At 69.0% G+C, this 25,379-nt stretch carries 20 protein-coding genes; 12 read left to right on the plus strand and 8 right to left on the minus strand.

Annotated elements, in window-relative coordinates; translation table 11 throughout:
• The first annotated feature begins 63 nt into the window (after nt 1–63).
• Nucleotides 64–648, plus strand: coding sequence for a hypothetical protein (locus ACRAKI_RS35960; RefSeq protein ID WP_447004913.1), 585 nt, complete (start codon nt 64–66; stop codon nt 646–648).
• Here ACRAKI_RS35960 and ACRAKI_RS35965 read toward each other — a convergent pair.
• Complete coding sequence (locus ACRAKI_RS35965; RefSeq protein WP_447004914.1) at nt 645–1,331, minus strand: SDR family oxidoreductase; 687 nt, start codon at nt 1,329–1,331, stop codon at nt 645–647. The genes ACRAKI_RS35960 and ACRAKI_RS35965 overlap by 4 nt on opposite strands.
• Nucleotides 1,332–1,433: 102 nt before the next feature.
• On the minus strand, nt 1,434–3,473 hold the full coding sequence (locus ACRAKI_RS35970; protein WP_447004915.1) for a PhoX family protein: 2,040 nt from the start codon (nt 3,471–3,473) through the stop codon (nt 1,434–1,436).
• Between the two features lie 273 nt (nt 3,474–3,746).
• Between ACRAKI_RS35970 and ACRAKI_RS35975 the strand changes: the two genes are divergently transcribed.
• The gene (locus tag ACRAKI_RS35975) at nt 3,747–4,385 is read left to right on the plus strand and encodes an HAD family hydrolase (protein ID WP_447008606.1); all 639 of its coding nucleotides are present in this window, start codon (nt 3,747–3,749) and stop codon (nt 4,383–4,385) included.
• A gap of 62 nt (nt 4,386–4,447) precedes the next feature.
• Here ACRAKI_RS35975 and ACRAKI_RS35980 read toward each other — a convergent pair whose 3' ends face one another.
• Both ACRAKI_RS35980 and ACRAKI_RS35985 read right to left on the minus strand, forming a co-directional pair.
• Nucleotides 4,448–5,539 carry an inositol-3-phosphate synthase gene (locus ACRAKI_RS35980; RefSeq protein ID WP_447004916.1) on the minus strand — a complete coding sequence of 364 codons (1,092 nt, stop codon included), beginning with the start codon at nt 5,537–5,539 and terminating at the stop codon, nt 4,448–4,450.
• A 74-nt stretch (nt 5,540–5,613) separates the two neighbouring features.
• Nucleotides 5,614–6,159, minus strand: coding sequence for a PadR family transcriptional regulator (locus ACRAKI_RS35985; protein WP_447004917.1), 546 nt, complete (start codon nt 6,157–6,159; stop codon nt 5,614–5,616).
• A 169-nt stretch (nt 6,160–6,328) separates the two neighbouring features.
• Between ACRAKI_RS35985 and ACRAKI_RS35990 the strand changes: the two genes are divergently transcribed.
• The 10 genes from ACRAKI_RS35990 to ACRAKI_RS36035 all read left to right on the plus strand — a co-directional run bounded on the left by ACRAKI_RS35990 (nt 6,329) and on the right by ACRAKI_RS36035 (nt 21,928).
• Nucleotides 6,329–6,733: a DUF5318 domain-containing protein gene (locus ACRAKI_RS35990; RefSeq protein WP_447004918.1), complete on the plus strand. Its 405-nt coding sequence runs from the start codon at nt 6,329–6,331 to the stop codon at nt 6,731–6,733.
• Nucleotides 6,734–6,827: 94 nt separating this feature from the next.
• A complete protein-coding gene (locus ACRAKI_RS35995) occupies nt 6,828–9,776 on the plus strand; it encodes a transglycosylase domain-containing protein (protein ID WP_447004919.1) in 2,949 nt (982 codons plus the stop codon).
• Between the two features lie 544 nt (nt 9,777–10,320).
• Nucleotides 10,321–14,091: an SGNH/GDSL hydrolase family protein gene (locus ACRAKI_RS36000; RefSeq protein ID WP_447004920.1), complete on the plus strand. Its 3,771-nt coding sequence runs from the start codon at nt 10,321–10,323 to the stop codon at nt 14,089–14,091.
• Nucleotides 14,088–14,510 (plus strand): hypothetical protein, encoded by a 423-nt coding sequence (locus tag ACRAKI_RS36005; protein ID WP_447004921.1) that lies wholly within the window; start codon nt 14,088–14,090, stop codon nt 14,508–14,510. The genes ACRAKI_RS36000 and ACRAKI_RS36005 overlap by 4 nt, the downstream gene beginning before the upstream one ends.
• 348 nt (nt 14,511–14,858) lie before the next feature.
• Nucleotides 14,859–18,254, plus strand: coding sequence for a golvesin C-terminal-like domain-containing protein (locus ACRAKI_RS36010; protein ID WP_447004922.1), 3,396 nt, complete (start codon nt 14,859–14,861; stop codon nt 18,252–18,254).
• A 7-nt stretch (nt 18,255–18,261) separates the two neighbouring features.
• Nucleotides 18,262–19,176: a S8 family serine peptidase gene (locus tag ACRAKI_RS36015; protein WP_447004923.1), complete on the plus strand. Its 915-nt coding sequence runs from the start codon at nt 18,262–18,264 to the stop codon at nt 19,174–19,176.
• Complete coding sequence (locus ACRAKI_RS36020) at nt 19,173–19,514, plus strand: hypothetical protein (protein ID WP_447004924.1); 342 nt, start codon at nt 19,173–19,175, stop codon at nt 19,512–19,514. The genes ACRAKI_RS36015 and ACRAKI_RS36020 overlap by 4 nt, the downstream gene beginning before the upstream one ends.
• A gap of 51 nt (nt 19,515–19,565) precedes the next feature.
• A complete protein-coding gene (locus ACRAKI_RS36025) occupies nt 19,566–20,018 on the plus strand; it encodes a hypothetical protein (protein WP_447004925.1) in 453 nt (150 codons plus the stop codon).
• A gap of 112 nt (nt 20,019–20,130) precedes the next feature.
• Entirely contained in the window at nt 20,131–21,690 is a 1,560-nt protein-coding gene (locus ACRAKI_RS36030; RefSeq protein WP_447004926.1) for a glycosyltransferase family 87 protein, read from the plus strand.
• Nucleotides 21,691–21,769: 79 nt separating this feature from the next.
• Entirely contained in the window at nt 21,770–21,928 is a 159-nt protein-coding gene (locus ACRAKI_RS36035; protein ID WP_447004927.1) for a hypothetical protein, read from the plus strand.
• A 38-nt stretch (nt 21,929–21,966) separates the two neighbouring features.
• On the opposite strand, the gene ACRAKI_RS36040 is transcribed toward ACRAKI_RS36035, so the two are convergent.
• From ACRAKI_RS36040 to ACRAKI_RS36055, 4 genes are all read right to left on the minus strand, one after another.
• Nucleotides 21,967–22,137 carry a DUF397 domain-containing protein gene (locus ACRAKI_RS36040; protein WP_447004928.1) on the minus strand — a complete coding sequence of 57 codons (171 nt, stop codon included), beginning with the start codon at nt 22,135–22,137 and terminating at the stop codon, nt 21,967–21,969.
• Between the two features lie 14 nt (nt 22,138–22,151).
• A complete protein-coding gene (locus ACRAKI_RS36045) occupies nt 22,152–23,024 on the minus strand; it encodes a helix-turn-helix domain-containing protein (protein WP_447008607.1) in 873 nt (290 codons plus the stop codon).
• Nucleotides 23,025–23,176: 152 nt separating this feature from the next.
• Nucleotides 23,177–24,589: a glycosyltransferase family 87 protein gene (locus tag ACRAKI_RS36050; RefSeq protein WP_447004929.1), complete on the minus strand. Its 1,413-nt coding sequence runs from the start codon at nt 24,587–24,589 to the stop codon at nt 23,177–23,179.
• Nucleotides 24,586–25,356 carry a deoxyribonuclease IV gene (locus tag ACRAKI_RS36055; protein ID WP_447004930.1) on the minus strand — a complete coding sequence of 257 codons (771 nt, stop codon included), beginning with the start codon at nt 25,354–25,356 and terminating at the stop codon, nt 24,586–24,588. Before ACRAKI_RS36055 ends, ACRAKI_RS36050 begins: the two co-directional genes overlap by 4 nt.
• Between the last annotated feature and the right edge of the window lie 23 nt (nt 25,357–25,379).

Consider the following 25,379-nt stretch of genomic DNA (forward strand, 5'->3'; position numbering starts at 1 on the left):
ACGAATCGCGCGCTCGGCGCGTCTCCGGGGTGGGGAAGTCGAAGCCACCTATCAGGGGGACACATGATTCGCAGGACGTTGGGTGCCGTGCTCGCGGCGGCGTTGCTGGTGGGGTTCGGCGGCACGGCGGTCGCGGCGGAGTCGGAGGAGTTCGCCTGGCCGCCCGCCGACATCACGCCGGTGCACGAGACGGTGGCGCAGTTGGAGGTCCGCACGGCCGGGTTCAGCGCGCGTGAGGTCGAGTTGGTGCCTCAGGTGGTGCGCGGTGCCTCGGACGTGCGGACCGGTGCGTGGGGTCATGAGGCGGCGGGGCTGTTCGACGGGCAGCAGTACGTGAACAACGACGTCCGGTTCACCACGCCGCGCGGTGCGGGGAGGTTGTTCGTCCAGGTCCACGCGCCGGGCTTCTTCACCACCGCGCCGGCCGGGATCTGCGAGATGACGACGTGCACCGGATCGGCGCGGTCGGGGGACGGCGGTCTGGTGCTGTTCACCGAACACGCGTCGGGTGAGTGGGGCGCGCGCACGGCGTACAGCTACCGGCCGAACGGCGAGGTCGTGTACGTGTCGACCGACTACCCGTCGGTGGTGTCCAACCGGCAGCTGGCGCTGTTGGCGACGGACCGGGCGTTCACCTTCGCGAGCTAGCGGGGTCGGGGCTGGGGACGGACGACGATCTCGGTGACGTGGGCGTCGTCCGTCGCGTTGACGGCGGTGGCCACGGCCCGTGCGACGGAGTCCGCGTGCAGGTAGAGGTGCGGCTGGTAGTCGCCGCTCTCCTGCTCGCGGACCCCGCGCTGCATGTCGGTGTCCACGCGCCCGGGGTGGATTGACGTGACGCGGAGGTCCTCCTCCTCGGCGCGCAGGACGTCACCGAAGGCGCGCAGGGCGAACTTGCTGGCGGCGTACGCGCCCCAGTTCGGGTTGGCGCGCAGCCCGGCGCCGGAGTTGATCAGGACCACGTGACCGCGGGCGGCGCGCAGGAGCGGCAGTGCCAGCCGGGTCAGTTCGGCGACCGCGACGACGTTCAGCTCCAGGGTGCGGCGCCAGACGTCGGCGGTCGTCTCGGCGAGCGGGCCGAGTTCCGCGATGCCCGCGCTGTGCACGAGGACGTCCAGGCGGGTGAGGTCGGCGGTGGCGGCGGCCATCGCGCCCGGGTCGGCCAGGTCCACCGGCCAGGGGCGGGCGGACTCCAGCGACCCGGCCAGCCCGGCCAACGCGGCCTCGTCCCGACCGCCCAGGAGCAGGTCGTGGGTCGGGGCGAGCACGCGGGCGACAGCCGCACCGATGCCGCGCGACGCACCGGTGATCAGGGCAACGGGTCGGGTCATGGCACGACCCTAACCGGCGAGTTCGACGTGCCCCACCGGAGGACTCGCGGTGCCTGAGTGGAGGGCTCGCGTGTGGTGGCGCGAGCCCTCCGACCTCGGGGATCAGCCGCAGATGCGGCCCTTGTCCTTCTTCCACACCGCGACCACGGACGGACGCGGCTGGGAGGCGCCGCCGTCCGGCCAGTGCGACAGCGGGTTCTGCGCCGACGCGCCGTCGATCTCACCCGGGTGCTGCACGGCCACCAGCACGAAGTCGTCCTCGATGACCGGCCCGCAGGTCTCGGCGCCCTTCGGCACGGTGAGGAACTGCTTCACCCGACCGCGGTACGGCCCCTCGACCGGCACCGCGAACAGGCCGTCGTTGGACTTCAGCGCGTTGCCGTCGGTGGAGATCCACAGGTTGCCCTGCGAGTCGAACGCCACGTTGTCCGGGCACGAGATCGGCGACACCTGGGTCTTGTCGTAACCGCCGAAGTACGTGTCGGACGACGTCGGGTCGCCGCACACCAGCATCAGCTTCCAGGAGAACGTCGTGGCGGTGTTGTCGCCGCGGCGCTCCTCCAGCTCCAGCACGTGCCCGTGCCGGTTGTTGGGGCGCGGGTTCGGCTCGGTGGGGCCTTCCTTGCCCGCCTTGCCGCGGTCGGTGTTGTTGGTCAGCGCCGCGTACACCCGGCGGTTGCGCGGGTTCGGCTCGACGTCCTCGGGACGGTCCATCTTGGTCGGGCCGACCTTGTCCGCCGCGAGCCGGGTGAAGATGTAGACCTCTTCGGCGGTGAAGCCGGGCACGAACGACCGGTCGCCGCTCGCCAGCGGGATCCACTCGCCGGTGCCGTCGAACTCGCCGTCGGCGGGCAGCTTGCCGGTGCCGTCGATCTCGGCCGCCGGGCTGTCACCGGTGAACTTGGCGACGTACAGCGTGCCGCTGTCCAGCAGCTTCTTGTTGTGCTCACGGGCGTGCTTGCTGTTGCCCCGCTTGAACTTCCCGTCGGACACGAACTTGTACATGTAATCGAAGCGCTCGTCGTCGCCCATGTACGCGACCACGCGGCCGTCGGCGGCGATGATGACGTTCGCGCCCTCGTGCTTGAAGCGGCCGAGAGCGGTGTGCTTGACCGGGGTCGAGTCCGGGTCGAGCGGGTCGATCTCGACGACCCAGCCGAACCGGTTGACCTCGTTGGGCTCCTGCGCCACGTCGAAGCGCTTGTCGAACCGCTCCCACTTGCGGCCGGACGCCGCGCCGCGCAGGCCGTACCGGGCGAGCCGCTCCTGGGCCACCGGGTCGGTGACCGAGCCGGCGTTGCCGAAGTACTGGTTGAAGTTCTCCTCGCCGGACAGGATCGTGCCCCACGGCGTGACGCCGCCGGCGCAGTTGTTGAGCGTGCCCAACACCTTCGTGCCGGTCGGGTCGGCGGACGTCTTCAGGTGCGCCGAACCCGCCGCCGGACCGGTGACCTTGAACTCCGAGGTCGCGGTCAGCCGCCGGTTGTAGCGCCGGTCCACCTTGGGCACCAGCCTGCCGCTGCGCCTGTCCCGCTCGACCAGCACGACGGACGCGCCGTGCGCGGCCCACGCGATCTCGGTCTGCTCGCGGGTGGGGTTGTTCTCGTCCCAGTCCTTGAAGAGGAACTCCTCGCTGGTGTACTCGTGGTTCGCCACGAGCAGCCACTGGTCGTGCCTGCCGACCGGGACCAGGCCGAGGAAGTCGCAGTTGTAGCCGAACTGCCGCGCCTGCGCCGCCGCGGTCTGGCGGTCGAAGTCGAACTCCGGCGCGCCGGGCAGCACCGGGTCGCCCCAGCGCAGCACGATGTCCTGCTCGTAGCCCTCGGGCGTGACGACGCGGTCCTCGGTGTTGGGCGCGACGGCGGCGAAGTTGAGGCCGTCCTTGCGGCGTCCGCCACCCAGGTCGGCGTCGACGACGGGCCGGGGCTTCGCGGCGGCGCTGCCCGCACCGACCAGCCCGACACCCGCGCCCGCGACGGCGAACACCGCGCCCGCCTTCAGCAGCCCGCGCCGGCGCACGACCTCGCCGACGACGTCACCGAAGTAGGCGTTGTCGGAGGTGTTGGGGGCCTCGTGCGCGCACGCGTCGCCGCAGCGGTTCTTGCAGGTGATCGCCGAACGCCCGAGGGGATGGTTGGCCAAGAGGGGCAGCAGGCGACGGCCCCGATCGGTGGATGAGGACACGCGGACCTCCGAAATAGCTCAGTGGGAACTCGGCGACCGTAGGAGTGGAACGCCTCCGCCAGCGGACTTCGAGGTGAACTCAAGGCGAACTCATCAACCTTTAGCCGACCGGAACCACCTGGTCACCGTGCGTGCGTGGGGCGGATCGAGGTTGTGCCGAACGGTGCACGGCGCTTCGGGCCGTCCATTCGACACAGTCCATCCGACACCGTTCACAGTACGGTCATGGGTGTGGATGCTGTGGTGTTCGACCTCGACGGCGTGCTGGTGGACTCCGAACGGATGTGGGACGAGGTGCGGCAGGCCTTCGCCGCTCGACACGGCGGCGCCTGGCTGCCCACGTCGACGCGGGCGATGCAGGGCATGAGCACACCGGAGTGGGCGACCTACCTGGTGACCGAGGTGGGCGTCCGGCTCACCCCCGCCGAGACCGCCGCGGGCGTGATCGGCGAGATGGCCGAGCGCTACGCCGAGGGACCGCCGGTGCTGCCGGGCGCGGTGGAGGTCGTGCGCGAGGTGGCGTCCCGGTACCCGGTGGCCATCGCGAGCTCGTCCCCGCCGGTGCTGATCAAGTCGTTCCTGGCGGCGACCGACCTGACCGACGTGGTGCCGGTGGCGCTGTCCAGCGAGCAGGCGGGTGCGGGCAAGCCGGCGCCGGACGTCTACCTGCTGGCCGCGTCCAAGCTGGGCGTCGAGCCGGGCCTCTGCGCCGCCGTGGAGGACTCGACCAACGGACTGCGCTCGGCCCTGGCCGCCGGCATGACCGTGTACGCCGTCCCCAATCCCCACTTCCCGCCGGATCCGGGGGTGTTGCGGCACGTCACGGTGTTGCGCGAGCTGACGGACCTGCCCGCTGCCCTGGCCCGTTGAACGACGGCACCCCCCGCACGTCGGCGGCGAGCCGAGTGCGGGGGGTGCCGTCGTTCGAGCGGTCAGCGCTCCGCGTCACCGCGGATGAACGCCTCGACCGACTGGTGCGCCTCGGAGTCCGAGTACTGCACCGGCGGGGACTTCATGAAGTACGACGACGCCGACAGGATCGGGCCGCCGATGCCACGGTCCAGCGCGATCTTCGCGGCGCGCACCGCGTCGATGATGATGCCCGCCGAGTTCGGCGAGTCCCACACCTCGAGCTTGTACTCCAGGCTCAGCGGCACGTCACCGAACGCACGGCCCTCGAGCCGCACGTACGCCCACTTGCGGTCGTCGAGCCACGCCACGTAGTCCGACGGTCCGATGTGCACGTTGCGCTTGCCCATCTCGCGGTCGACCTGCGACGTCACCGCCTGCGTCTTGGAGACCTTCTTGGACTCCAGCCGCTCCAGCTCCTTCATGTTCAGGAAGTCCATGTTCCCGCCCACGTTGAGCTGCATCGTCCGGTCGAGCTGGACGCCGCGGTCCTCGAACAGCTTGGCCAGCACGCGGTGCGTGATGGTGGCGCCGACCTGGGACTTGATGTCGTCGCCGACGATCGGCACGCCGGCCGCGCGGAACTTCTCCGCCCACACCGGGTCGGAGGCGATGAACACCGGCAGCGCGTTGACGAACGCCACCCCGGCGTCGATGGCGGCCTGCGCGTAGAAGCGGTCCGCGTCCTCCGAGCCGACGGGCAGGTACGACACCAGCACGTCGACGTCGGCGTCGCGCAGCGCCTGCACCACGTCCACCGGCTCGTCGTCGGACTCCTCGATGGTCTCCCGGTAGAACCGGCCGAGCCCGTCGAGGGTGTGACCGCGCTGCACGGTGACGCCCAGCGGCGGCACGTCCGCGATCTTGATCGTGTTGTTCTCGCTCGCCCCGATCGCCTCGGAAAGATCGGTGCCGACCTTCTTGGCGTCCACGTCGAACGCGGCGACGAACTCGATGTCGCGCACGTGGTAGTCACCGAACCGGACGTGCATCAGACCGGGCACCTTGGCGGCCGGGTCGGCGTCGCGGTAGTAGTGGACACCCTGCACCAGCGACGCCGCGCAGTTGCCGACCCCGACAATGGCCACTCGAACGGTGCGGCGGTTGTCGCCCATGCCGAGTCCTCCTTCGTTCTTCCGTGTTCGCTTACTCGGGCGTTGCTTCTTCGGGGTTTGCTTCTTCGGGGTGCTCATTGGTCCTGCTCGCGCTGTTCGGCCTGCTCATGGGCGATCAGCTCGTTCAACCACCGCACCTCGCGCTCGGTGCTCTCCAACCCGAGCCGGTGCAACTCCCTGGTGTACCGGTCGATGCGCTCGCTGGTCGCTGATAACGAGGTGCGCAGCCCCTCACGACGTTCCTCGACCCGCCGACGCCGGCCTTCCAGGATGCGCATCCTGATCTCGACCGGGGTGCGCGAGAAGAACGCGAGGTGGACGCCGAACGAATCGTCGTCCCACGTCTGCGGGCCCGCGTTGACCAGCAGGTCGGCGAACCTCTCCTTGCCCTCGGCGGTGAGCCGGTAGACCTTGCGCGCCCGGCGGCCCCACCGGGCCGAATCGTCCTGGGGGACTTCTTCGACGATGAGCCCACCACGTTGCAACTTGCGCAGCGTGGGGTACAGCGTTCCGTAGGAGAACGCGCGGAACGCGCCCAACAGCTCGTGCAAACGCTTGCGCAGCTCGTAGCCGTGCATCGGCGCTTCGTGCAGCAGGCCGAGGACCGCGAACTCCAGCACGGGGCACCTCCTCGCACCAGTCGGCGCCGATGTGTGTGCTCAGTATATCGGGCCGATACATCCACGCATCCCGACGCAGTGTCACGTCGCCCACAGTGGCCCCCTGGCTTCGGCGCACTGCCCCGAACGGCCCATCGACCGGATTGGGGCGGCACGTACTCTGGTCGTCGTGTTGACCCAACGCCAGGTCGTGGACTACGCCTTGCAGCGCCGTGCGCTGCTGGCGGAGGTCTACGCGGGCCGAGTGGGCACGATGGAGGTCTGCGACGCCGGCCCGTACCTGCTGCGAGCTGCGAAGTTCCACGGCCAACCGAGCCAGGTGACCTGTCCGGTGTGCCGGAAGGAACCCCTCACCCACGTGTCCTGGGTCTACGGCGACGAGCTCAAGCACGCGGCCGGGTCCGCGCGCACCGTCGACGAGCTCACCCGCATGGCGAACCTTTTCGAGGAGTTCACCGTGTACGTGGTTGAAGTTTGCCGCACATGTAGTTGGAACCACCTGGTGCAGTCATACGTCCTGGGTACGCGTGGCCTGGATTCCGCCAAGCCGCGCAGGAGGACCGCGGCGGAGTGAACCGGCTCCGGCCACGGGCGCCGCTCCCACGAGGAGCAGGGGCGTACGACCACCGAACCGCGTGCAGGAGCACGCTGGTCTGGGAGGCCATTTCGTGAACGACCAGCATGACGACAGGCATCGTGGCGCGGAGCCGCAGTGGCCGACCGGGGAGGACCCGGACGGCGGCGGCGTGCACTCGCGCCACGGAGCCGGGGATCAGCCGGAGCGTCCGAACACCCCGCCAGGTGGTTTCGCACGCACTCCGGTCGACGGCCCCGGCCCTCGACACGGCACCCCACCGGGCGGGTTCTCCCGTCCACCCACACCGCCGGGCGGCTTCGCCCACCCGGCCACCCCGGCGGGGGGCCTCCCGCCGGCGGGAGGAACGCCACCCGGCGGCATCCCCCGGGGCGGCCCACGCCGACCCGTCGGTCCCGGCGGCCCCGGCGGCCCCGGCCCGAACGGCGGCTTCGCACCGAACGGCGGTCCCGGCCCGAACGGCGGCAGGCACGGCTCGCCCGGTGACGGCCCCGGTCGTCCCGGCCCCCGACCAGGCGGCCTCGACGGCCCCGCGGCGGCCGGCAGCGTGCCCGGCGGCCCGCCCCAGCGCCCGAACACCCCTCCCGGCGGCGTGCGTCGACCCGGCGCGCCCGGTGGACCGGTGCCGCCCGGCGGCCGTCCGCCGATGGCCGGCCCCGGCGGGCCCCGCAGACCCGGCGGGCCGGGTCCGGAACGGCGTCCCGGGGAAGAGCCGACGGACCTGCTCCCGCCCGTGTACCAGACCACGCCTCGCGAGCCGGAACTCCTCACCCACCGCGAGGACGAGGTCGAGGTCGAACCCTTCTACGACGACGAGTACGACGAGGAGCTGACCGAGAAGGAGGCCCGCGCCCTGCGCCGGAAGAAGATCTGGCGCAAGGTGCGCCGCACCAGCTACGTCGCCTTCGGCATGATGCTCCTCACCCCGGTCGTCGCCTTCGCCGTCGCCTACCAGGTCGTGACGGTGCCGAACCCGGAGGTGGTCGCGGCCGAGCAGGACAAGGCGATCACGATCCTCTACTCCGACGGCTCGGTGATGACCAAGATCGCCCAGGGGGACGCGAACCGCACGCTGGTCAAGTACGACGACCTGCCGGACTCGATCAAGGACGCGGTCATGGCGGCCGAGGACCCGACGTTCATGACGAACGTCGGCTTCGACCTGACCGCCATCGCGCGCGCCGGGTACTACCAGCTCAAGGGCGAGCAGAGCGGTGGCTCCGGCCTCACCCAGCAGTACGTGAAGCAGGCCACCGAAGAAGACGGCATGACCCTGAGCCGCAAGTTCAACGAGGCCGTCACCGCGTACAAGATGTCGCAGCAGCAGGACAAGAAGGACATCCTCACCGCGTACCTGAACACGATCTACTTCGGCAAGGGCGCCTACGGCATCAAGACCGCCGCGAAGGCGTACTTCGGCCACGACGATCTCAAGAACCTCACGCACTCGCAGGCCGCCCTGCTCGCGGGCATGATCCAGAACCCCGGTCGCGACTGGCAGCCCGCGTACCTGCGCGAACGCTGGAACTACGTGATGGACCAGATGGTCAAGCACAAGATGATCGAAGCGACCTACCGCGCGAGCGAGCAGTTCCCCGAGCCCCTGCCGGGCGCCGACCAGTCCGGCCTCAGCGGGCCACGCCTGCACATCCTCCAGCAGGTCAAGCAGGAGATGGTCGACATCAAGTGGCCGGTGGAGAAGCTCAAGAAGATCGGTGGCACCGTCCAGACCACCATCGATCCGCCGATGCAGCTGGCGGCGGAGCAGTCGGTGGCCGAGGTGCTGGCCAACCAGACGCCGGGACTCAAGTCCTCGCTCACCGCCATCGACCCGCACACGGGCGCGGTGAAGGCGTACTACGCGGGTGAAGACGGTGTCGGGTTGGACTACGCGAAGGGCACGCTGCAGGAGGCGGGCTCGTCGTTCAAGCCGTTCGACCTGGTGGCCGCCCTCAAGGCGGGCAAGGGCCTCGGCTCGACGTACGACGGTCGGTCGCCCAAGACCTTCAACAACGTCGGGGACAGGCCCATCACGATCCGCAACTCCTCGGACCCCGGCAACTCGTGTGGCGAGTACTGCTCCATCCGCAAGGCCATGGAGATGTCGCTGAACACCGTGTTCTACGAGATGGTCCTCGAGATCGGCACCAAGCCGGTCGCGGAGGCGGCGCACGGTGCCGGCATCCCGAAGACCGTGAACATGGGTGGCGTGGAGAAGCAGCTGCTGGTCAACGAGAACGGTGGTCCGCCGAACGCGGGTATCGCGATCGGTGGTGGTGAGGCGCAGGTGCGGCCGTTCGACATGGCTTCCGCGTACGCCTCGTTCGCCTCGCGCGGGGTCTACCACGAGCCGTTCTTCATCTCGAGGATCCTCGACAGCGAGGGCAAGGCGCTCCACCATCACATCGACAACACCCGGCCCGCTTTCGACTCGGACCCGATCATGAGCCGGGACATCGCCGACAACGTGACCGAGTCGCTCAAGCCGGTGCTGACGTACGCGAAGATCCCGTGCGCGGAACGGGAGTGCGCCGGCAAGACCGGTACGCACGAACTCCCGGACAACGCCGGCCAGAACTCGAAGGCCTGGATGGTCGGCTACACACCCTCGCTGTCCGCCGCGGTGTGGATGGGCCGCGACATGGGGAACGAGCCGTTGCAGGACGCCAGGGGCAACCCGATCTTCGGTGGCGGTCTGCCGGGCCAGATCTGGAAGAAGTTCATGGACAAGGCCCTCGCCGGAACGGCTGCGGAGACGTTCGCGAAGGCCAAGCCGCTGCACCAGTACAAGGAACTGCCGAAGCCGACGCCCACCACCACGGCGACGACGACCACGGAGAAGAAGAAGGAAGACGAGGACGAGGAGAAGACGACGACGACCGAGGCGACCACGACGACTCGGACGCCGCCGACGACGACCCGCACGTCGACCCCGTGCCGGCCGCTCTGCCCGCCGACCACGACGGAAGCGACTGAACCCTCTCCGGATCCGATCGGGGGCGGTACGCCACCAACGAGGTAGCGCACCGTTCTACGCACGTCAGGAGGGGTCCGGCCGAGTGCCGGGCCCCTCTTGCGTTTCCACCGTGTTCACCCTGTCGGGGCAACCGTCGATGGAGAAATCGACATTAGCGACCACACTAATGGACCAGTGTGATCTGAATCATTATTGACCGGATGTACCTCGTGCAGTTTGCTGGCATACGGAGGGACATCACTACCAGGGGGATACAGTGGACATGGCTCACGCAGGTCATTAGAGGCTCGACAGGTCTTCCTTCGAATTCCGGTGCGGCACAGGCAGTGCCACCGGCTTCCCTCAGCACCTGAGCAGCACATCCTGCTCAAGGTCGGCCATGCCACGCAGCCATCCTTGACCGCCGCTGCTTTCGTCTCTGGCGAGCGCGCACCAGCGCGTACACCCACACCGGGCGCCGTCCGAAATTCATGGCTCCCAGCCTCACTATTTGGCGACCCCGAAAACTTACAGGTGCGATTCACCGAGCCCTGAATATCCATAGCCGCCACCGGGGATTTGGATCGACTTCACCGGAAGGGTGAGGAGAATGCGCACGGCAATCCTGGGCACGACGATCGCGCTGTTACTCGGCTCCACCACCGCGGTCCACGCCGAACCCACCAAGCCACCACCGCTCGGCGCACCGGGTATCGCAGCCGGGCATGCGCCGACGAACACCGACGACCAGCTGGGACGCGGCTGGCGCGAGTCCACCGACCGCGCTTGGACCACGACCGGCGACGCCGACGGCTTCCACGTGCTCGTGGCCGACGCGAAGACCGGGTACGCATGGCGCACTGCCGCGACGCTGTCCGAACCTGGCCTCGTCGCGGACCAGTGGATCGGCAACGCGTGCCTGACCGCATCCGGCACGCGGGCCGCCGTGGTCTACGCGCCGCGGACGTTCACGAACGAGGTGTCGCTGGTCGAGCGGGGCGGGTTCACTGCGGTGGTGGACCTCGACACGGGAGTGGTCACCAAGCTGGCCGTCAGGTCGAGCCTCGCCTACTTCAGCCCCGGCTGCGGTGCGGGCGAGTCGGCTGTGATCACCCAGGACGGCGGTGAGGAGCGCGGGAAGACGCGGTTGATCGCGCTCGACGCCGCCATCGGCACGCTCGCCGAGCCGATCGAACTGCCCGGCCAGGTGACCTCGGCGGTTCCCACCGTTGACGGGATCGTCGCGGCCAATGGGCGGAACCTGGTGCGAGTTTCACCCGACGGACGGTCGACCACGATCAGTCGCTCCGGCGGCGTGCCGTTCCACGTGCACCCGGACGACCGGGGCGGGGTGGTCTACCTGGACCGCACCGGCGATGAGGTGCAGGTCAGGCGGGTGGCGCCGGACGCGTCGACGAGGACGCTGGCCACCGGCAGGTCGGGTGAACTCGGGGTCACCGCTGGTCGTGCCGGTCGGGTGTTCTTGACCGGCAAGGCGGAGCAGCTCTCCGGACTGCCACCGTCGGTGTCCGCGGTGGACGTGCCGCGCGACGCGACTCTATCGACCGAGGGCCGGACAGCTCTCGTCCGAACCGGCGTCCGCACGGCGGTCGGGCCGGCGGAGGTGGACTTGGACCTGAAGGTGCTGGGCACCGGCAAGGTGGTGCCGACGACCGTCTCGCCGGACGCGGAGGTCTCCGACGGCGCATCGACCGGTCGGGCTCCGAGCCCGGCGCTCGGCGGCGCGGTGTCGTCGACCGGCTCCCTGACCGATCCGGTGGACGCGGACCGCACGTGCTCGATCCCGCGTGCCGACCCGAACAACCAGGTGACCCAGCCGACGGCAGACCAGATCGAGTGGGCCGCTGACCGCGCCGTGCTGGGCTCGCTGGAGAACACCACCGGCGCGCAACGCATGTTCCCGTCGATCCCGCTGTCGGGTGGCGAGAAGGTGCCCCCACAGATCCTGCTCGGCATCATGGCCCAGGAGTCGAACCTGTGGCAGGCTGCGCGTTTCGCGCTGCCCGGTGTGTCGTCGAACCCGCTGATCGGCAACTACTTCGGCCTGTCGATCTACAACAGCGACCCGACGGACGACTGGGCGATCCGCTGGGACGAGGCCGATTGCGGTTATGGCGTCACGCAGGTCACCGACGGCATGCGGATGGCCGGCCGGACCCGACCGAACGAGCAGGCCCTACCCGCCGACCAACAGCGTGCGATCGCCTTGGACTACAAGACGAACATCGCCCGAGGCCTCCAGATCCTCCAGGAGAAGTGGAACCAGACCCGGTCCGCCGGGATGGTGCTGAACAACGGCAGCCCGCGCAAGATCGAGAACTGGTTCTTCGCAGTCTGGGCGTACAACTCCGGCTTCTACCCCGACAAGGGTGACGGGTCGCCGTGGGGTCTCGGCTGGTTGAACAACCCGGCGAACCCCCGCTATCCCGGCGACCGCAAGCCGTTCCTGGAGGACGATCCCGCAGACGCCAAGAACCCGCAGCTTTGGCCGTATCCCGAGAAGGTGATGGGCTGGGCCGCGCACTCCATCGAGACCTCCTCCGGTCCCGGCTTCGCACCCGCTTGGTGGAACCGCGTGGCGGACCGCAGGCTTGTGAAGCCCCCGGTGGACCACTTCTGCACGGCGGAGAACCACTGCAAGCCCGGTGAGAAGATCCCCGCGCCTCCACCAGGCCCCGGTGAGGATTCCGAACCCGCCGGCCCGTGCGACCACCGCGACGCCAACGGCAACACCGACCTCAAGTGCTGGTGGCACACGACCACCACGTGGAAGACCGACTGCGACTACCAGTGCGGCAACTGGAACTTCACCTACGATGGCACCGACGGTCCCCGCCCCGACGGGACCAACTACCCGCCGCAGTGCACGCAGAACGGTCTGCCCGGCGGCGCGCTGATCATCGACGACGTGAACGAGGCCGTCGCGCCGCACCAGTGGACACCGCTAGGCCGCCGCTGCACCCGGACGTGGGTACAGCAGGGTCGGTTCGACCTGGAGTTCCAGAACGCGTCCGCCAAGACCGACTTCCACCAGATCGGCGCGGCGTTCGACAACCACTTCTACTTCGCCCACACCAACACCAGCGGGGTGAGCGAGCCGGGCCGCGTGACCGGGACGTGGACGCTCGGCTCGGCGCTCCACGGCTGGGCGCGCGTGTTGGTGCACCTGCCCGACCACGGCGCGCACACCCAGCAAGCCAAGTACGACGTGCTCCTCGGCGACGGCCGGGTCAGGAACCGGTTCCTGTCCCAGGCCACCGAAGAGAACAAGTGGGTCTCCCTCGGCGTTTACCGGTTCGTCGGCACACCCCAGGTTCGGCTGTCCACCACGACTCGGGACGGCAAGGGTGTCGACGACGTCGCCTGGGACGCGATCGCCTTCCAGCCTCTCCCCGGCAAGCCGAAGCACATCGTCGCGGCCTTGGGCGACTCGTACGCATCAGGCGAGGGTGCGGGCGAGTACTACCGGGAGTCCGACGACAACCACGGCCACGAGCGGTGGAACGCCTGCCGGCGCAGCAAGGGCGCGTGGAGCCGCAAGGCTGTCCTACCCGGCGAGACGCTGACCACCGGCGCGCTGGCGGACTCCTGGAGTTCGCGGGTCGAGCTGGGGTTCGTCGCTTGCTCGGGTGCGAACATCTGGAACCTCCGCGGTGCCACTGTGCCGAGGTCGTGGAACGAACCCTGGAACTACCACTACGGCGAAGGCCAGTTCCACGAGATGTCGCAGGCCGAGAGCGGGGTCCTCGACGAGAACACCACTCTGGTGACGCTGTCGATCGGCGGCAACGACGCCGGCTTCGCCCAGGCCATGACCGAGTGCGGCGGCCTGGGGAACTGCGCGACTGACGACACCTTCCTACCGCGGTACAAGGCGAAGATCGATGAACTGCAACCGGCTCTCGGCAGCCTGCTCACCGCGATCCGAAGCAAGGCGCCCGACGCGGAGGTCGTGGTCATGGGCTATCCCGAGGTGTTCAGTCGCACGGTGAAGTGCGCCGGCTCCTGGTACTTCGACGGCACCGAGGTCACCGCACTGGCGCAACTGGGTGCCTACCTCAACGACAAGAAGCGCCAGACCACGGCCACCGCGGGCGCCGGCTTCCACTTCGCCGACCCGGTGCCGGCGTTCGTCGGGCATGGTGGGTGCGACACCGACGAGTGGATCAACAAGATCATCCCGGGACCGAACGGCGACGGTGACTTCCACAAGGGGGACAAGGTGTCACCGTTCTGCTTCTGGGACGTGCTCGGTGGCGCCTGCTTGAGCCGCGAGTCCTTCCACCCCAACTCGGCGGGCGCCTCGGGGTACGCACGGGTCTTGGAGGGCAGCTTGCGCGACATCGGTTACGGGACATGACGGACACCGGCGGTCGGTCCGGTCGAGCGCGGTGGGCGACCCGGCTCGGTTGGGCCGCGGTTGCCGGGTTGGCGCTGGTCGTGGTGGCCATGCTGTGGGTCGTCACGACGGTGACCGGCGACGATCCGGGCGAGCGAGCCGACCAGGCGCTGGCCGCGGCGCTCGCGGACACCACCGAACGGCTGCGGGTGAGCGCGCTCGACGGGGAGCTGACCGACGAGGAAATCGTGTCGGCGACGTCGGCCGGTGAGTCCTACCGACCGGTCGTGAGCCGGGACGGCGGGGTGACCGCCTTCGCCGTGGAACTGCACGGCGTGACCAGCTCGGCGTTCGGCTCGGCCGGCACCGACCGGTGCTACCGGTTCACCGTCACCGGTTCCGGCTCCGTCACGGCGGTCGAATCGGACGACTGCCGGTAAGCGGGCGGCTGGAGAGCCTCACCAAGGTCGATGGCACCATCGGCAACTGGTCGACAGGTGGCGTGTTAAACGTCGACCGACCCCCGGTGAACGTCTCACCAGGTTCATATTCAGCCACACCATCTGCCACAGTCAGGAATTCGACGCGACGCGCATCCCGCACATCACCGGAACAGTCGTTGACAAGCCGTCGCGATCACCGGTTGACTCAAATTGCAGTCCAACCCCGATGACATCCGGGGACAACCTCGGAGCAGAACCGGGTTCAGCCTTCCCGGAGAATGCGGAAACACGTCGGGAATCGCTCGAAAGAAACGGCAGGAAATGCGTAGGACAACCAAACGAAGAATGCCCCTCACAACATTGGCGGCCACGCTGGCGCTGGTGGCCGTCGGCACGCCCGCGTTAGCCGCGCCGAAGCCGCCCAGCCTTCCCGAGCCCTCTCCTCGTCCGGCCGACACCCAGGTCGAGCCGCCGGTGGTCGCGGCCGAGAAGCGGCAGGAACTGCTCGGCGACAAGTGGCAGTCGTCCGGTGACCGCCTGTGGACGACGACCGGCGACGGCGACGGCTTCCACGTACTGGTCGCCGACGCGAAGACGGGCTACCAGTGGCGCACCGCCGCGACCCTCGTCAACCCCGCGGCCGACGCCGACATCTGGATCGGCAACGCCTGCGTCACCGGTTCCGGTTCGAAGGCCGTGGTGGCCTACGCGCCGAGGACGTTCACCGATGACGAGGCACTGTCTTCCCGCGGTGCCTTCACCGCAGTCGTCGATCTGGGCACCGGCGCGGTCACGAACCTCCCGGTGCGCACCACGCTCGCCTACTTCAACCCCGGCTGCGGCCTCGGCGAGGAGGTGGCGCTCACCCAGGCCGCCGACCTCGACCTGGGCAAGACGGGTCTGCTCACGGTGGACACGGCCACCGGCAAGCTCAGCGATCGCACCGAGGTCGCGGGCCAGTTCACGTCGGCCGTGCCCTTCCAAGACGGATTCGCGGTCGCGGGTGGCACGGGTGTGCTGAAGATCCGCAGGGACGGCGGGAAGGAGCGGATCGCGCGCACCCACGGCGTGCCGTTCCAGCTCAAGCCGGATGCCGAGGGCGGCGTCGTCTACATGGCGGACGAGGGCGACGGGAACGTCAACGTCCAGCGGTCCACCGGTGTGCGCGGCAAGGTGTCGCTGGTCGCCCGTGGCCCGGTCGCGAAGCTCGGGCTCACGGCGAACACGCGCGGCGATGTGTTCATCACCGGCGACGCGAAGCTGGAGGCCCTGCCGGCGGTGGTGCGGAAGCTCGACGTGCCCGCGGGCTCGACCGCGTCGACCACCGGCGAGATGGCGCTGACCGCGGTGGAGCCGAGCAAGGGTTCGGTGCGACCGCAGCCACAGGTCTGGAACCTGCGCGCGAAGAGCCTGAAGACGGGCAAGGACGTGGCGTTCGGAGTGAACCCCGCGGACGTCCTGACGCCGCGGGAAGTGGAGCCGGACCACACCTGCGCGGTGCCTCGCAACGACCCGTCTGTCCAGGTGCTCCAGCCCAAGCCGCGACAGGTCGAGTGGGCCGCCGACATGGTGGTGCGCGGCAACCTCAACCTCCACCGACCGTCAGGCTGGTACGGCAACCCGGGTGGTTACCACCCCGAGCTGATGTTCCCGCCGAGGCAGATGGCGAATTCCAACGGTCAGGCGATGCCCGTGCAGGTGTTGCTCGGCGTCACCGGCCAGGAGTCGAACCTGTGGCAGGCGAGCAGGCACACGCTGCCCGGTGAGACCGGCAACCCGCTGATCGGCAGCTACTACGGGCAGAAGCTGTACGACGTGGACGAGGACAACGACTGGGACATCGACTTCGCCGGGGCGGACTGCGGCTACGGCATCACCCAGCTCACCGACGGGATGCGCCTGGCGGGCATGGAGGGAGGCCATCCGGCCGCCCTGCCGGTGAACCAGCAGCGGGCCATCGCCACGGACTACGCGGCGAACCTCGCGGCCGGGATGCAGAAGCTCCAGGACAAGTGGAACCAGGTGCAGGCCGCCGGGATGAAGGTGAACGACAACGACATCATCAACCTGGAGAACTGGTTCTTCGCACTGTGGGCGTACAACTCGGGTTTCTACCCGCAGAGCGGCGCCGGCCAGCACAACGGCGCATGGGGCCTGGGCTGGGCCAACAACCCGGCCAACCCGCGCTATGACCCGAACCGGGATTCCTTCGGGGAAAACCCGCACGACTACGCCCGTCCGCAGTATTGGCCGTACCCGGAGAAGGTCCTGGGCTTCGCCGGTAACCCGCCCTCTACATGGGAGAACGAGAACACCGAGGTGCCGATGTTCTTGTACGGCTTGTGGCCCGGCGGCGCCGGTAATGCGGACACGCCGGGTACTGCTGCATACAATAAGCGCCACGTGAAGCCGGAACGTCACACGTTCTGCACGGCGGCGAACAACTGCGTGCCGGGCGCCAGCTACACGCCGACCGACCCCGCGGTCGACGACGACCCCGCAGCCGACACAGGCCCCTGCGCGCACAAGAACGCGGTCGGCCAGTACGACCTGAAATGCTGGTGGAACCAGTCCGTCGCGTGGAAGCCCGGCTGCAACGGCTGCGGCTTCGAGTTCATGCGGTTCAGCGTCGCAACCCACCCCAACGAGGAAGCCGCCGGTAACAGCTTCCCTCCCACTTGCCCCACGGCGGAGCAACTCCTGCCGGAGCATGGCAGATCTCCCCGCAGCATCGTCGTGGACCACTCCGCGCCGACGCGCCGGCCAGGCTGCCGGCAGCTGGCAATCCAGGGCAATGGAGGGCTGTCGTTCACCTACGACAAGCCGGCGGCGTGGGTGGACCTGCACCAGCTCGGCACGGGCTTCGGCGGGCACATGTGGCAGAGCTACACGAAGTCGGCCACGAAGTCGTCGGGTGACGAGTCGGCCGAGCTGAAGGCCGTCACGACAGGCACCTGGTTCCTGCACGGGAAGTTGCGCACCAAGGCCACCGTGAAGGTGTTCATCCCGGCGCACGGCTCAGGCAAGACGACCAAGGCCGTCTACAGGGTCAAGACCGCGCAGGGCGTTCAGCAGGCGACGATCAACCAATCGCTCTACAGCAACCAGTGGGTGACATTGGGGGACTTCCACTTCAACAACATCCCCGAGATCTCGCTGTCGACGCTCACCGGGGAAGCCGGCAAGAAGGTGGCGTTCGATGCAGTCGCGTTCATCCCGCAGACGCAGAACCAGCACCCGGACGACCGCCTCACCCGGTTCCTGAACAGCACGACGGGCAAGTGCATCACGCCTGCCGAGACGTTCGCCAACCCTTCACCGATCGTGCAGACGCCGTGCCTCGGGAACATGAGCGACAACTGGCTGATCCGGTACTGGGGGTTCAGCGAAACACCGAACCCGACCGGCGGAGCACCGCTGCCAACCTGGCATTACCAGTTCGTCCACGAGGCGACGGGACTCTGTCTGGCCGCCCACCAGGCAGAGACAGGCGCCAACCGGCAGGTACGGGCGCAGAACTGCGGTAATCCCGTGGCCAACCCGGATCGGAGCTGCGATGACCCCGCGCTGAACCCGGACACGTCGTGGAAGGCGATCGGTGTCTCGATGACGTACCCCTCGGGTGCGCTCACCCACGACTGCACCGGCCTGATGGTCATGCCGGCAGGCGGTAGCCACGCGGACGAGGCACCCATGGCCCTGACCTACACGCACCAAGCCGGCACGACCTGGGACTGGTGACGCGCGGATGATCACGGCGCTGGCGGCGGTCGCGTTCTGGGTCGTGCAGTTGGGCCTGGAGCAAGCGTGGGCGCACACGGACGGGTCCGGGGTGACCGTGGCCGTACTCGACACCGGGGTCGACCCCGGCCACGCCGACCTCGCCGGGGTCGTGCTGCCCGGGGCCGAGTTCCCCGAACTCGGTTCCGGGGCGCGGGACACGTCAGGGCATGGCACGGACATCGCCGCGTTGATCGCGGGGCGGTCGGGCGTGGCTCCCGGTGCGCGGGTCCTGCCGGTGAAGGTCACCGGCGGCAGCGCGGCCGCGAACGCGGCGCTGAAGTGGGCGGTCGACCGCGGAGCGAAGGTGGTGAACCTGTCGCTCGGCAGCGGTGCCGGGTCGTTCGACGAAGGGCTGCGGTACGCCGCCGAGCACGACGTGCTCGTCGTGGCCGCGGCTGGCAACACCGGCACGGACAGAGGCGTCACCCCTCTCGCTCGCGGCGAGGCCGTACTCGCCGTGTCGGCGGTCGATCGGGACGGGCGATTCCGGCCCGACGTCAGCGTGTCCGGACCGGAAGTCGTATTGGCCGCTCCAGGGGTGGACGTGCCGACGTCGCGGGGCGATCGCAGCGGGACCAGCTACGCCGCCGCGATCGTCTCGGGCACGGCGGCACTGGCGCGGGCGCGGTACCCGGACCTGACAGCCCCTGAAGTATTCCGACTGCTCACTAACACCGCCAAGGACGTGGGCCCTATGGGGCGGGATCCGCAGTACGGCTTCGGCATCGTCGATCCCGCTCGCGCCCTGGCAGCCGCACCACCCAAGTCGAACGCCCTGGGTGTCTGGACTTGGCCCTTTGCCGGAATTTTCGGCGTGACCGTGGCCGGATTGGCGATCCGCAGAAATATCAACCGAAATCGAAGCGGAGACAGCAGATGAAACGCCGCAAATTGGCACACATGGTTGCAGCGATGATGCTCGCACTCACCTCGCTCACGGCAGGGTCTGGCATCGCCAACGCCGCCGCCTGGAACTGCTACAGATACGAGGTGTGCACCACCGCGGTGTATGACGTAGGTGTTTACACCGTACCGAATGGCGCTTACATGTACACCGTGCCAACAGGCGCGCTGGTAGTGATCACGTGTTACGGGTACGGTGCCGGGAATGCCATTTGGTACAAGGCAGGGCGGGACAACTGGGCCCAAGCGTGGATGCCCGGCCACGGCCTGGCCACCGGACACGACCCGAATCCGCTGGTCCGGTACTGCTACTGAAGACGTAGTTGTTGCGGTGGTGGTGTTAACCTCCGCGCGTACGCTCAGACCGTGATCCGAGGCGTGCTGGTCGTGGTGGCTACGGTTGTGGTCACCACGGCCGGCTGTGCTTCGGAAGTCGACCTCGCGTTCGACTACGCCACGGGCGATGCCCGGGACGACGCGGAACGCGGTCGGTCACGGACCGAGGGGGCTGCCCGCCGACTGCCGGAACGCGGGCCGGAGGCCGCGTTGGCGGAAGCGGTCGCCGGGGATCCGGACCGGGTGTTCGGCAGCCGAGCCACGGCGAACGGGTTCGAACTGGACGCCGTGTACTACGGGCAGGGCCAGGCTGGCGGTGGGTGGACCGCCGAGAGCAGATCCGTGCGGCTGTGTGTGCGGTTCACCGCACGTCTGGAACCGACCCCGGTGGTGGCGACCTCGGACGTCGAGTGCGCCGCCTCGTTGCCATCGTCGGTGTCCGGCTTCGGCGCGGTCGACCGGACCGTCCGACTCACCGACTGAGAGGTGCAACCCGGTCGTGGCCGGCAAGAGCCGCGAGCCGTCGGGGTCGAGGCGGGCTCGGGGTGCCGGACCTCACAACCTCCTGCCGTCCGTGCCCGTAGCATCCGTGCCCGTGGCCAGCCCTTCGCAGCACCCGCAGGCGAACGCCGACGACGCCGACTCGCTCGGTCCGGACGAGCGGATCAACCCGACGTGGACCGAACCGCTGGCGCGGACGGCGAGCAAGCCGCTGGGCGGGCCGGTCGGCAGGCACGCGCTGGTCGGGCGGCACTGGTTCTGGACGCCGTTGCGGGTCGTGCTGCTGTTCGCGGTGGTGACGCTGGCGCTGTCGTGGTTCCAGAAGTCGCCCTGCATCCAGCAGTACGTGGACGACAACGGCGTGGTGCAGCTCGACTGGCGGGGCAGCAAGCAGTTCACCGCGATGTGCTACTCGGACACCGTGCCGTTGTACACGGCGGAGCGGCTGGACAAGCCGGACACGTTCCCCTACAAGACGTCGTGGATCGACGACGAGGGCAAACCCACGGCGCACGTGCGGTACATGGAGTACCCGGTGCTGACGGGCATGTTCCAGCTGCTCAACGCCCGGATGGCGCAGGGGTGGACGGTGATCGCCTCGTCCGGGTGGCTGCCCAACCCGATGACGGTGATCGTGTACTTCAACATCACCGCGCTGTGGCTGGCGCTGGCGTGGCTGGTGACCGCGTTCGCGGTGGCGCAGCTGGCCAGGCGGCGGCCGTACGACGCGGTGCTGGTGGCGGTGTCGCCGCTGGTCATCGTGCACGCGTTCACGAACTTCGACACGTTGGCGACGGCGTTCGCGACGGCGGGCATGCTGGCCTGGGCGCGGAAGAAGCCGGTGCTGGCGGGCGTGCTGCTGGGGCTGGGCGGCGCGGCGAAGCTGTATCCGCTGTTCCTGCTCGGGCCGTTGCTGCTGCTGTGCTGGCGGTCGGACCGGCTGCGGGCCGGGTTGACGACGTTGGGCGCCACGATGGTGACCTGGGCGCTGGTGAACGCGCCGATCGCCTTCCTGTACCCGGACGGGTGGCGCGAGTTCTTCCGGCTCAACACCGAACGCGGGGTCGACCCGGACTCGCTGTACAACGTGGTCGCCCAGTGGACGGGGTGGCCTGGCTTCGACCCGGGCCTGGCGCACGGGCAGGCGCCGGAGGTGCTGAACACGGTCAGCGCCGTGCTGTTCCTGGTGTGCTGCGCGGCGATCGGGTTCGTGACGCTGTCCGCGCCCCGGCGGCCCCGGTTCGCGCAGCTGGCGTTCCTCGTGGTGGCCGCGTTCCTGCTGACGAACAAGGTGTGGAGCCCGCAGTACTCGCTCTGGCTCGTGCCGCTGGCCGTGCTCGCCCTACCGCGGTGGAAGCTGCTGCTGGTGTGGATGACCGTGGACGCCCTCGTCTGGGTGCCGCGGATGTTCTTCTACCTGGGCGTGGACAACAAGGGACTGCCGATCGACTGGTTTCTCGGCGCGGTGGTGGCGCGGGACGTCGCGGTGATCGTGCTGTGCGGGTTCATCCTCCGGGAGATCTACCGGCCCGCACTGGACAAGGTGCGGCAAGCCGGCGACGACGACCCGTGCGGAGGCTTCATCGACGGCGCACCGGACCGCCGGGTGCTGCGTTTCAAGTCCCGCCGCGAGACCGTTCCCGGCAATCTTTGACGATCTCCAGTAGGAGTACCGCTCGATCGGGACACTGGTACGGACACGGGTCACAGCGGCTCATCGGGGGGACGGACCGATGGGAGTGGTCGCGCTCGGGCTGACGTTCGTCGCCGCAGTGATCTGGATCACGGTGGCGTTGGCGCCGGTGCGGAACGTGCCGGCGCGGCTGGCGCTGTTCGCCGCGCACATCGGGCTGTCCGCGTGGGCGGTGGCCGCGACCGCCGCGGTGCGCTGACGGCGCGGCCGGGGTCCTCGGGGATTCCGGCCGCGCGGTCAGCGCACCGCCGCCAGGAAGCCCCGCCACGCCGGCGGGCTGACGGTGAGCCGGTCGCCTTCGGGGTTCTTGGAGTCCCGGAGCCCGACCGACCGCTCGCCGTGCGCTACCTCGACGCAACTCTGGCCGGCGGTGCTGTAACTGCTGATCCGCCACTCGGTCGAAGTCATGCGCGCCCCTCGATTCAGTAGGGGATCGTCTCCCCAGACAGCTCGTCGATCACCCGACCGATCAGCTTCGCCGAGCGCCCGACGTCCAGCGCATCCGCGATCAACCGGTCGAACGTGACGTTATACCGCTCGATCTCCGCCTGTTCCTCCATGAAGAGGCCACCGGTCTGGTTCTCCAAATAGATCACGTCGGGGTCCTGCCGGCGATCCGCGAACTGGGCGATCTCGAACGGACCGTTCATCGCCGGGTGCTCGCCAGCCGAGTACGGCAGGATCTGCAAGGTCACTGACGGTTGATGCCCCAGTTCGAGCAGGTGCTGCAACTGCTCACGCATGACCTGTTCGCCACCGACCACTCGCCGGATGGCCGCCTCGTTCAACACGACCCAGAGACTCAACTCGCCGGTTCGGACTCGTTCCTGACGAGCCAACCGGACCTCGGTGTAGCGCTCCGGGGTGATGTCGGCCCGCCGTCGCGTGGCCCGGTTCACCGCGTTGGCGTAAGCCTCGGTCTGCATCAGTCCGGGGACCACTTCGGCCTGGTAGACGCAGATCCGATTCGCTTCGGCCTCCAGGTTCGCGTAGTTCATGAACCTCGCGGACATGACATCGGAGTGCCTGTTCCACAGGTTGCGTTGGCGGGACTCCTTGGCCAGCGCGATCAGCGGTTCCCACTCGCTGCGCGGGATGGCGAGGTAGTCGAGCACCGCCTTCACCTCCACCGGTCGGATCGAGAGGAAACCGGCCTCGATCTTGGAGATCCGGCCTTGCGTGCAGTCGAGGACTTCGGAGATCTCGACGTGGGTGCGGTTCGCCGCTTCCCGGAGTCGACGCAACTCGTGCCCGAGTCGACGCCGACGCAAGGTGCTCCCCCGTGGCGCGGTCATGGTGATGCCTCCGCTCGAACTGGCGTGTGGATGACGACCACCTTGGCCTGAGCGGTGGTGCTTGAACCACTTCGGCGGCGTGAATCCACCCGTTCGAGAGCGATATTCCCGGCGGGATATTCCAAATGTGCGCCGGCGCAACGCTTCGCAGGTCAGGAGGCTGCGGCGGGTTCCGAGCGTGGGCGGCGGCGGACGAACTTGCGGTCCTGGAAAGTCACCTCGGAACGCAGGAAGACGAAGAACAAAGCCACCAGGAGCGCCGCGCGGCCCCAGACGCCGATCACCACGGCCTGCGCCGAGAACCCGTCGTAGATGCCCGAAGGCTCACCGAACTCGATCGCGTAGTACCACCGGAAGATGCCGACGCCCATCGCGAAGTCGGCCGCGAAGTACGCCGCGACCCAGGCCCAGTTCACCCGCAGCAGCACGAACATCGGCACGAGCCACAGCGTGTACTGCGGCGAGTGCACCTTGTGCAGCAGCAGGAACCCGCACAGCATCGCCGCCGACACCGGCACCCACGGGTAGCTGCCCTCACGCGCGTACCGCCGCCACCCGATCCAGCACGCCAGCGCGAACGACGCCACGATCCCCACCGGCGACAGCACGCCGACGACCGTCTGCATCGTCACGTCCGACATGAACGGGCGCATCGACCAGAACCAGATCGAGTTCGTGGTGATGTCCACCCGCCGCAGGCCCTGGAACGCGAACGACGCCTTCCAGCCCTCCAACCCGACCACCACGAACGGCAGGTTGATCAGCACCACGGTCAGCACGGACGCCAGCGCCACCCGCGACGCGCCCACCCAGTCGTACCGGACCCCGCGCGGCAGCTCTCGACCGCCCGGACCGCCGGTCAGCACGTACAGGCACAGCGGCAGCACGAAGATCGCCGGGTAGATCTTGAACGCGAAACCGATGCCCAGCAGCACCGACGCGACCACCGCGCGTACCACCAACGGCCGCTCACGCCGCCCCCAGCCCCGGTGCACGACGTACACCGCCGCCACCGCGCAGAACACGACCGGCAGGTCCCAGTTGTGGAACGCGTACAGCACCATCGGCGGACCGAGCGCCCAGATCAGCGCCCGCCACCGGCTCAGCTTGCCCAGCAGCCACGCGGTGGCCAGCCCGAACGGCGCCATCAGCAACGCCGAGAACAGCAGGAACGCCGCGTCCGTCTGCGCGAAGATCGCACCGGCCCAGATCAGCAGCCCGGTCAGCACCGGGTACTCGACCACGCCCCCGACCAGCACGCCCTTGCTGTTGATGCTGCCGTGCACGTACGGGAACACGTGCCGGTCGACGTCACGGCCGATCCACAGGTGCTGGATGTCCGAGTAGCAGACCTCGGCCTTGTTGCGCTCCTCGTAGTCCGGCGCGCTGCGGCCCCACTGGTCGAACTCGGGACCGGTGCACCGGTCCTTGTTCAGGAAGCCGACGAACATCGTCAGCCCGCACAGGAGGACGACCGCGGCGAGCGCGACGCGACCGAACCGCGGCACCCGCGACCCGGCGTCCGCACGCTCGGGCACGGCCACCACCTCCCGTGTCGCGCTCATCGGCCCAGGTGCTCGCGGAGGAACGCGATGTCCGCCGCTTGGCCCTCGTCCGGTGTCTCGACCAGCACCGGGGAACCGGCGGCGGCGGCCACCGCGACCAGTTGCCCCGGGTCGATCGTGCCGGACGCGATGTTGGCGTGCCGGTCGCGCGCGGAGCCGAACTCGTCGCGCGAGCTGTTCAGGTGGACCAGGTCGATCCGGCCGGTGATGGCCTTCACCCGGTCGACGATGCCGACCAGGTCCTCACCGGAGGCGAACGCGTGGCACGTGTCGAGGCAGAACCCGGCGTCGAACTCGCCGACCGCGTCCCACAGCCTGCCGAGCATGTCGAACGTCCGCGCCATGGCGTTCTCGCCGCCCGCGGTGTTCTCGATCAGGATCGGCACGGCGAAACCGCCGCTGTCCGCCTGCCGCTCGAACATCTTCCGCCAGTTCGCGATGCCCTGCTCCGGGTCCTCACCCTTGGTGACGTGCCCGCCGTGCACGATCAGGCCCTTGGCGCCGACCTTCGCAGCCGCCTCGGCGTGCTGGAGCACGATCTTCCGGGACGGGATGCGGATCCGGTTGTTCAGCGACGCGACGTTCGCCAGGTACGGCGCGTGGACGAAGACGTCCAGGTCAGAGGCCAGCAACCCGTCGGTCTGCGGGTGTGGCGCGGGCGCCTTCCAACCCTGCGGGTCGGCCAGGAAGAACTGGACCACGTCGGCGCCGCGTTCGACCGCGGCGCCGAGCGGGTCGTCGTCGCGGACGTGGGCCCCGATGCGCATGACTGTGCAGGGTAGTCGGGCGC

This window comes from Saccharothrix isguenensis (assembly GCF_052936305.1).

What these genes read in the sequence shown, in the direction of transcription:
- ACRAKI_RS36045 (WP_447008607.1), bottom strand. Translation starts at nt 23,024, where the DNA reads ATGACCGCGCCACGGGGGAGCACCTTGCGTCGGCGTCGACTCGGGCAC.
- ACRAKI_RS36020 (WP_447004924.1), top strand. Translation starts at nt 19,173, where the DNA reads ATGAAACGCCGCAAATTGGCACACATGGTTGCAGCGATGATGCTCGCA.
- ACRAKI_RS35980 (WP_447004916.1), bottom strand. Translation starts at nt 5,539, where the DNA reads ATGGGCGACAACCGCCGCACCGTTCGAGTGGCCATTGTCGGGGTCGGC.
- ACRAKI_RS36040 (WP_447004928.1), bottom strand. Translation starts at nt 22,137, where the DNA reads ATGACTTCGACCGAGTGGCGGATCAGCAGTTACAGCACCGCCGGCCAG.
- ACRAKI_RS36005 (WP_447004921.1), top strand. Translation starts at nt 14,088, where the DNA reads ATGACGGACACCGGCGGTCGGTCCGGTCGAGCGCGGTGGGCGACCCGG.
- ACRAKI_RS35960 (WP_447004913.1), top strand. Translation starts at nt 64, where the DNA reads ATGATTCGCAGGACGTTGGGTGCCGTGCTCGCGGCGGCGTTGCTGGTG.
- ACRAKI_RS36055 (WP_447004930.1), bottom strand. Translation starts at nt 25,356, where the DNA reads ATGCGCATCGGGGCCCACGTCCGCGACGACGACCCGCTCGGCGCCGCG.
- ACRAKI_RS36035 (WP_447004927.1), top strand. Translation starts at nt 21,770, where the DNA reads ATGGGAGTGGTCGCGCTCGGGCTGACGTTCGTCGCCGCAGTGATCTGG.
- ACRAKI_RS36010 (WP_447004922.1), top strand. Translation starts at nt 14,859, where the DNA reads ATGCCCCTCACAACATTGGCGGCCACGCTGGCGCTGGTGGCCGTCGGC.
- ACRAKI_RS35965 (WP_447004914.1), bottom strand. Translation starts at nt 1,331, where the DNA reads ATGACCCGACCCGTTGCCCTGATCACCGGTGCGTCGCGCGGCATCGGT.
- ACRAKI_RS36050 (WP_447004929.1), bottom strand. Translation starts at nt 24,589, where the DNA reads ATGAGCGCGACACGGGAGGTGGTGGCCGTGCCCGAGCGTGCGGACGCC.
- ACRAKI_RS36000 (WP_447004920.1), top strand. Translation starts at nt 10,321, where the DNA reads ATGCGCACGGCAATCCTGGGCACGACGATCGCGCTGTTACTCGGCTCC.
- ACRAKI_RS36015 (WP_447004923.1), top strand. Translation starts at nt 18,262, where the DNA reads ATGATCACGGCGCTGGCGGCGGTCGCGTTCTGGGTCGTGCAGTTGGGC.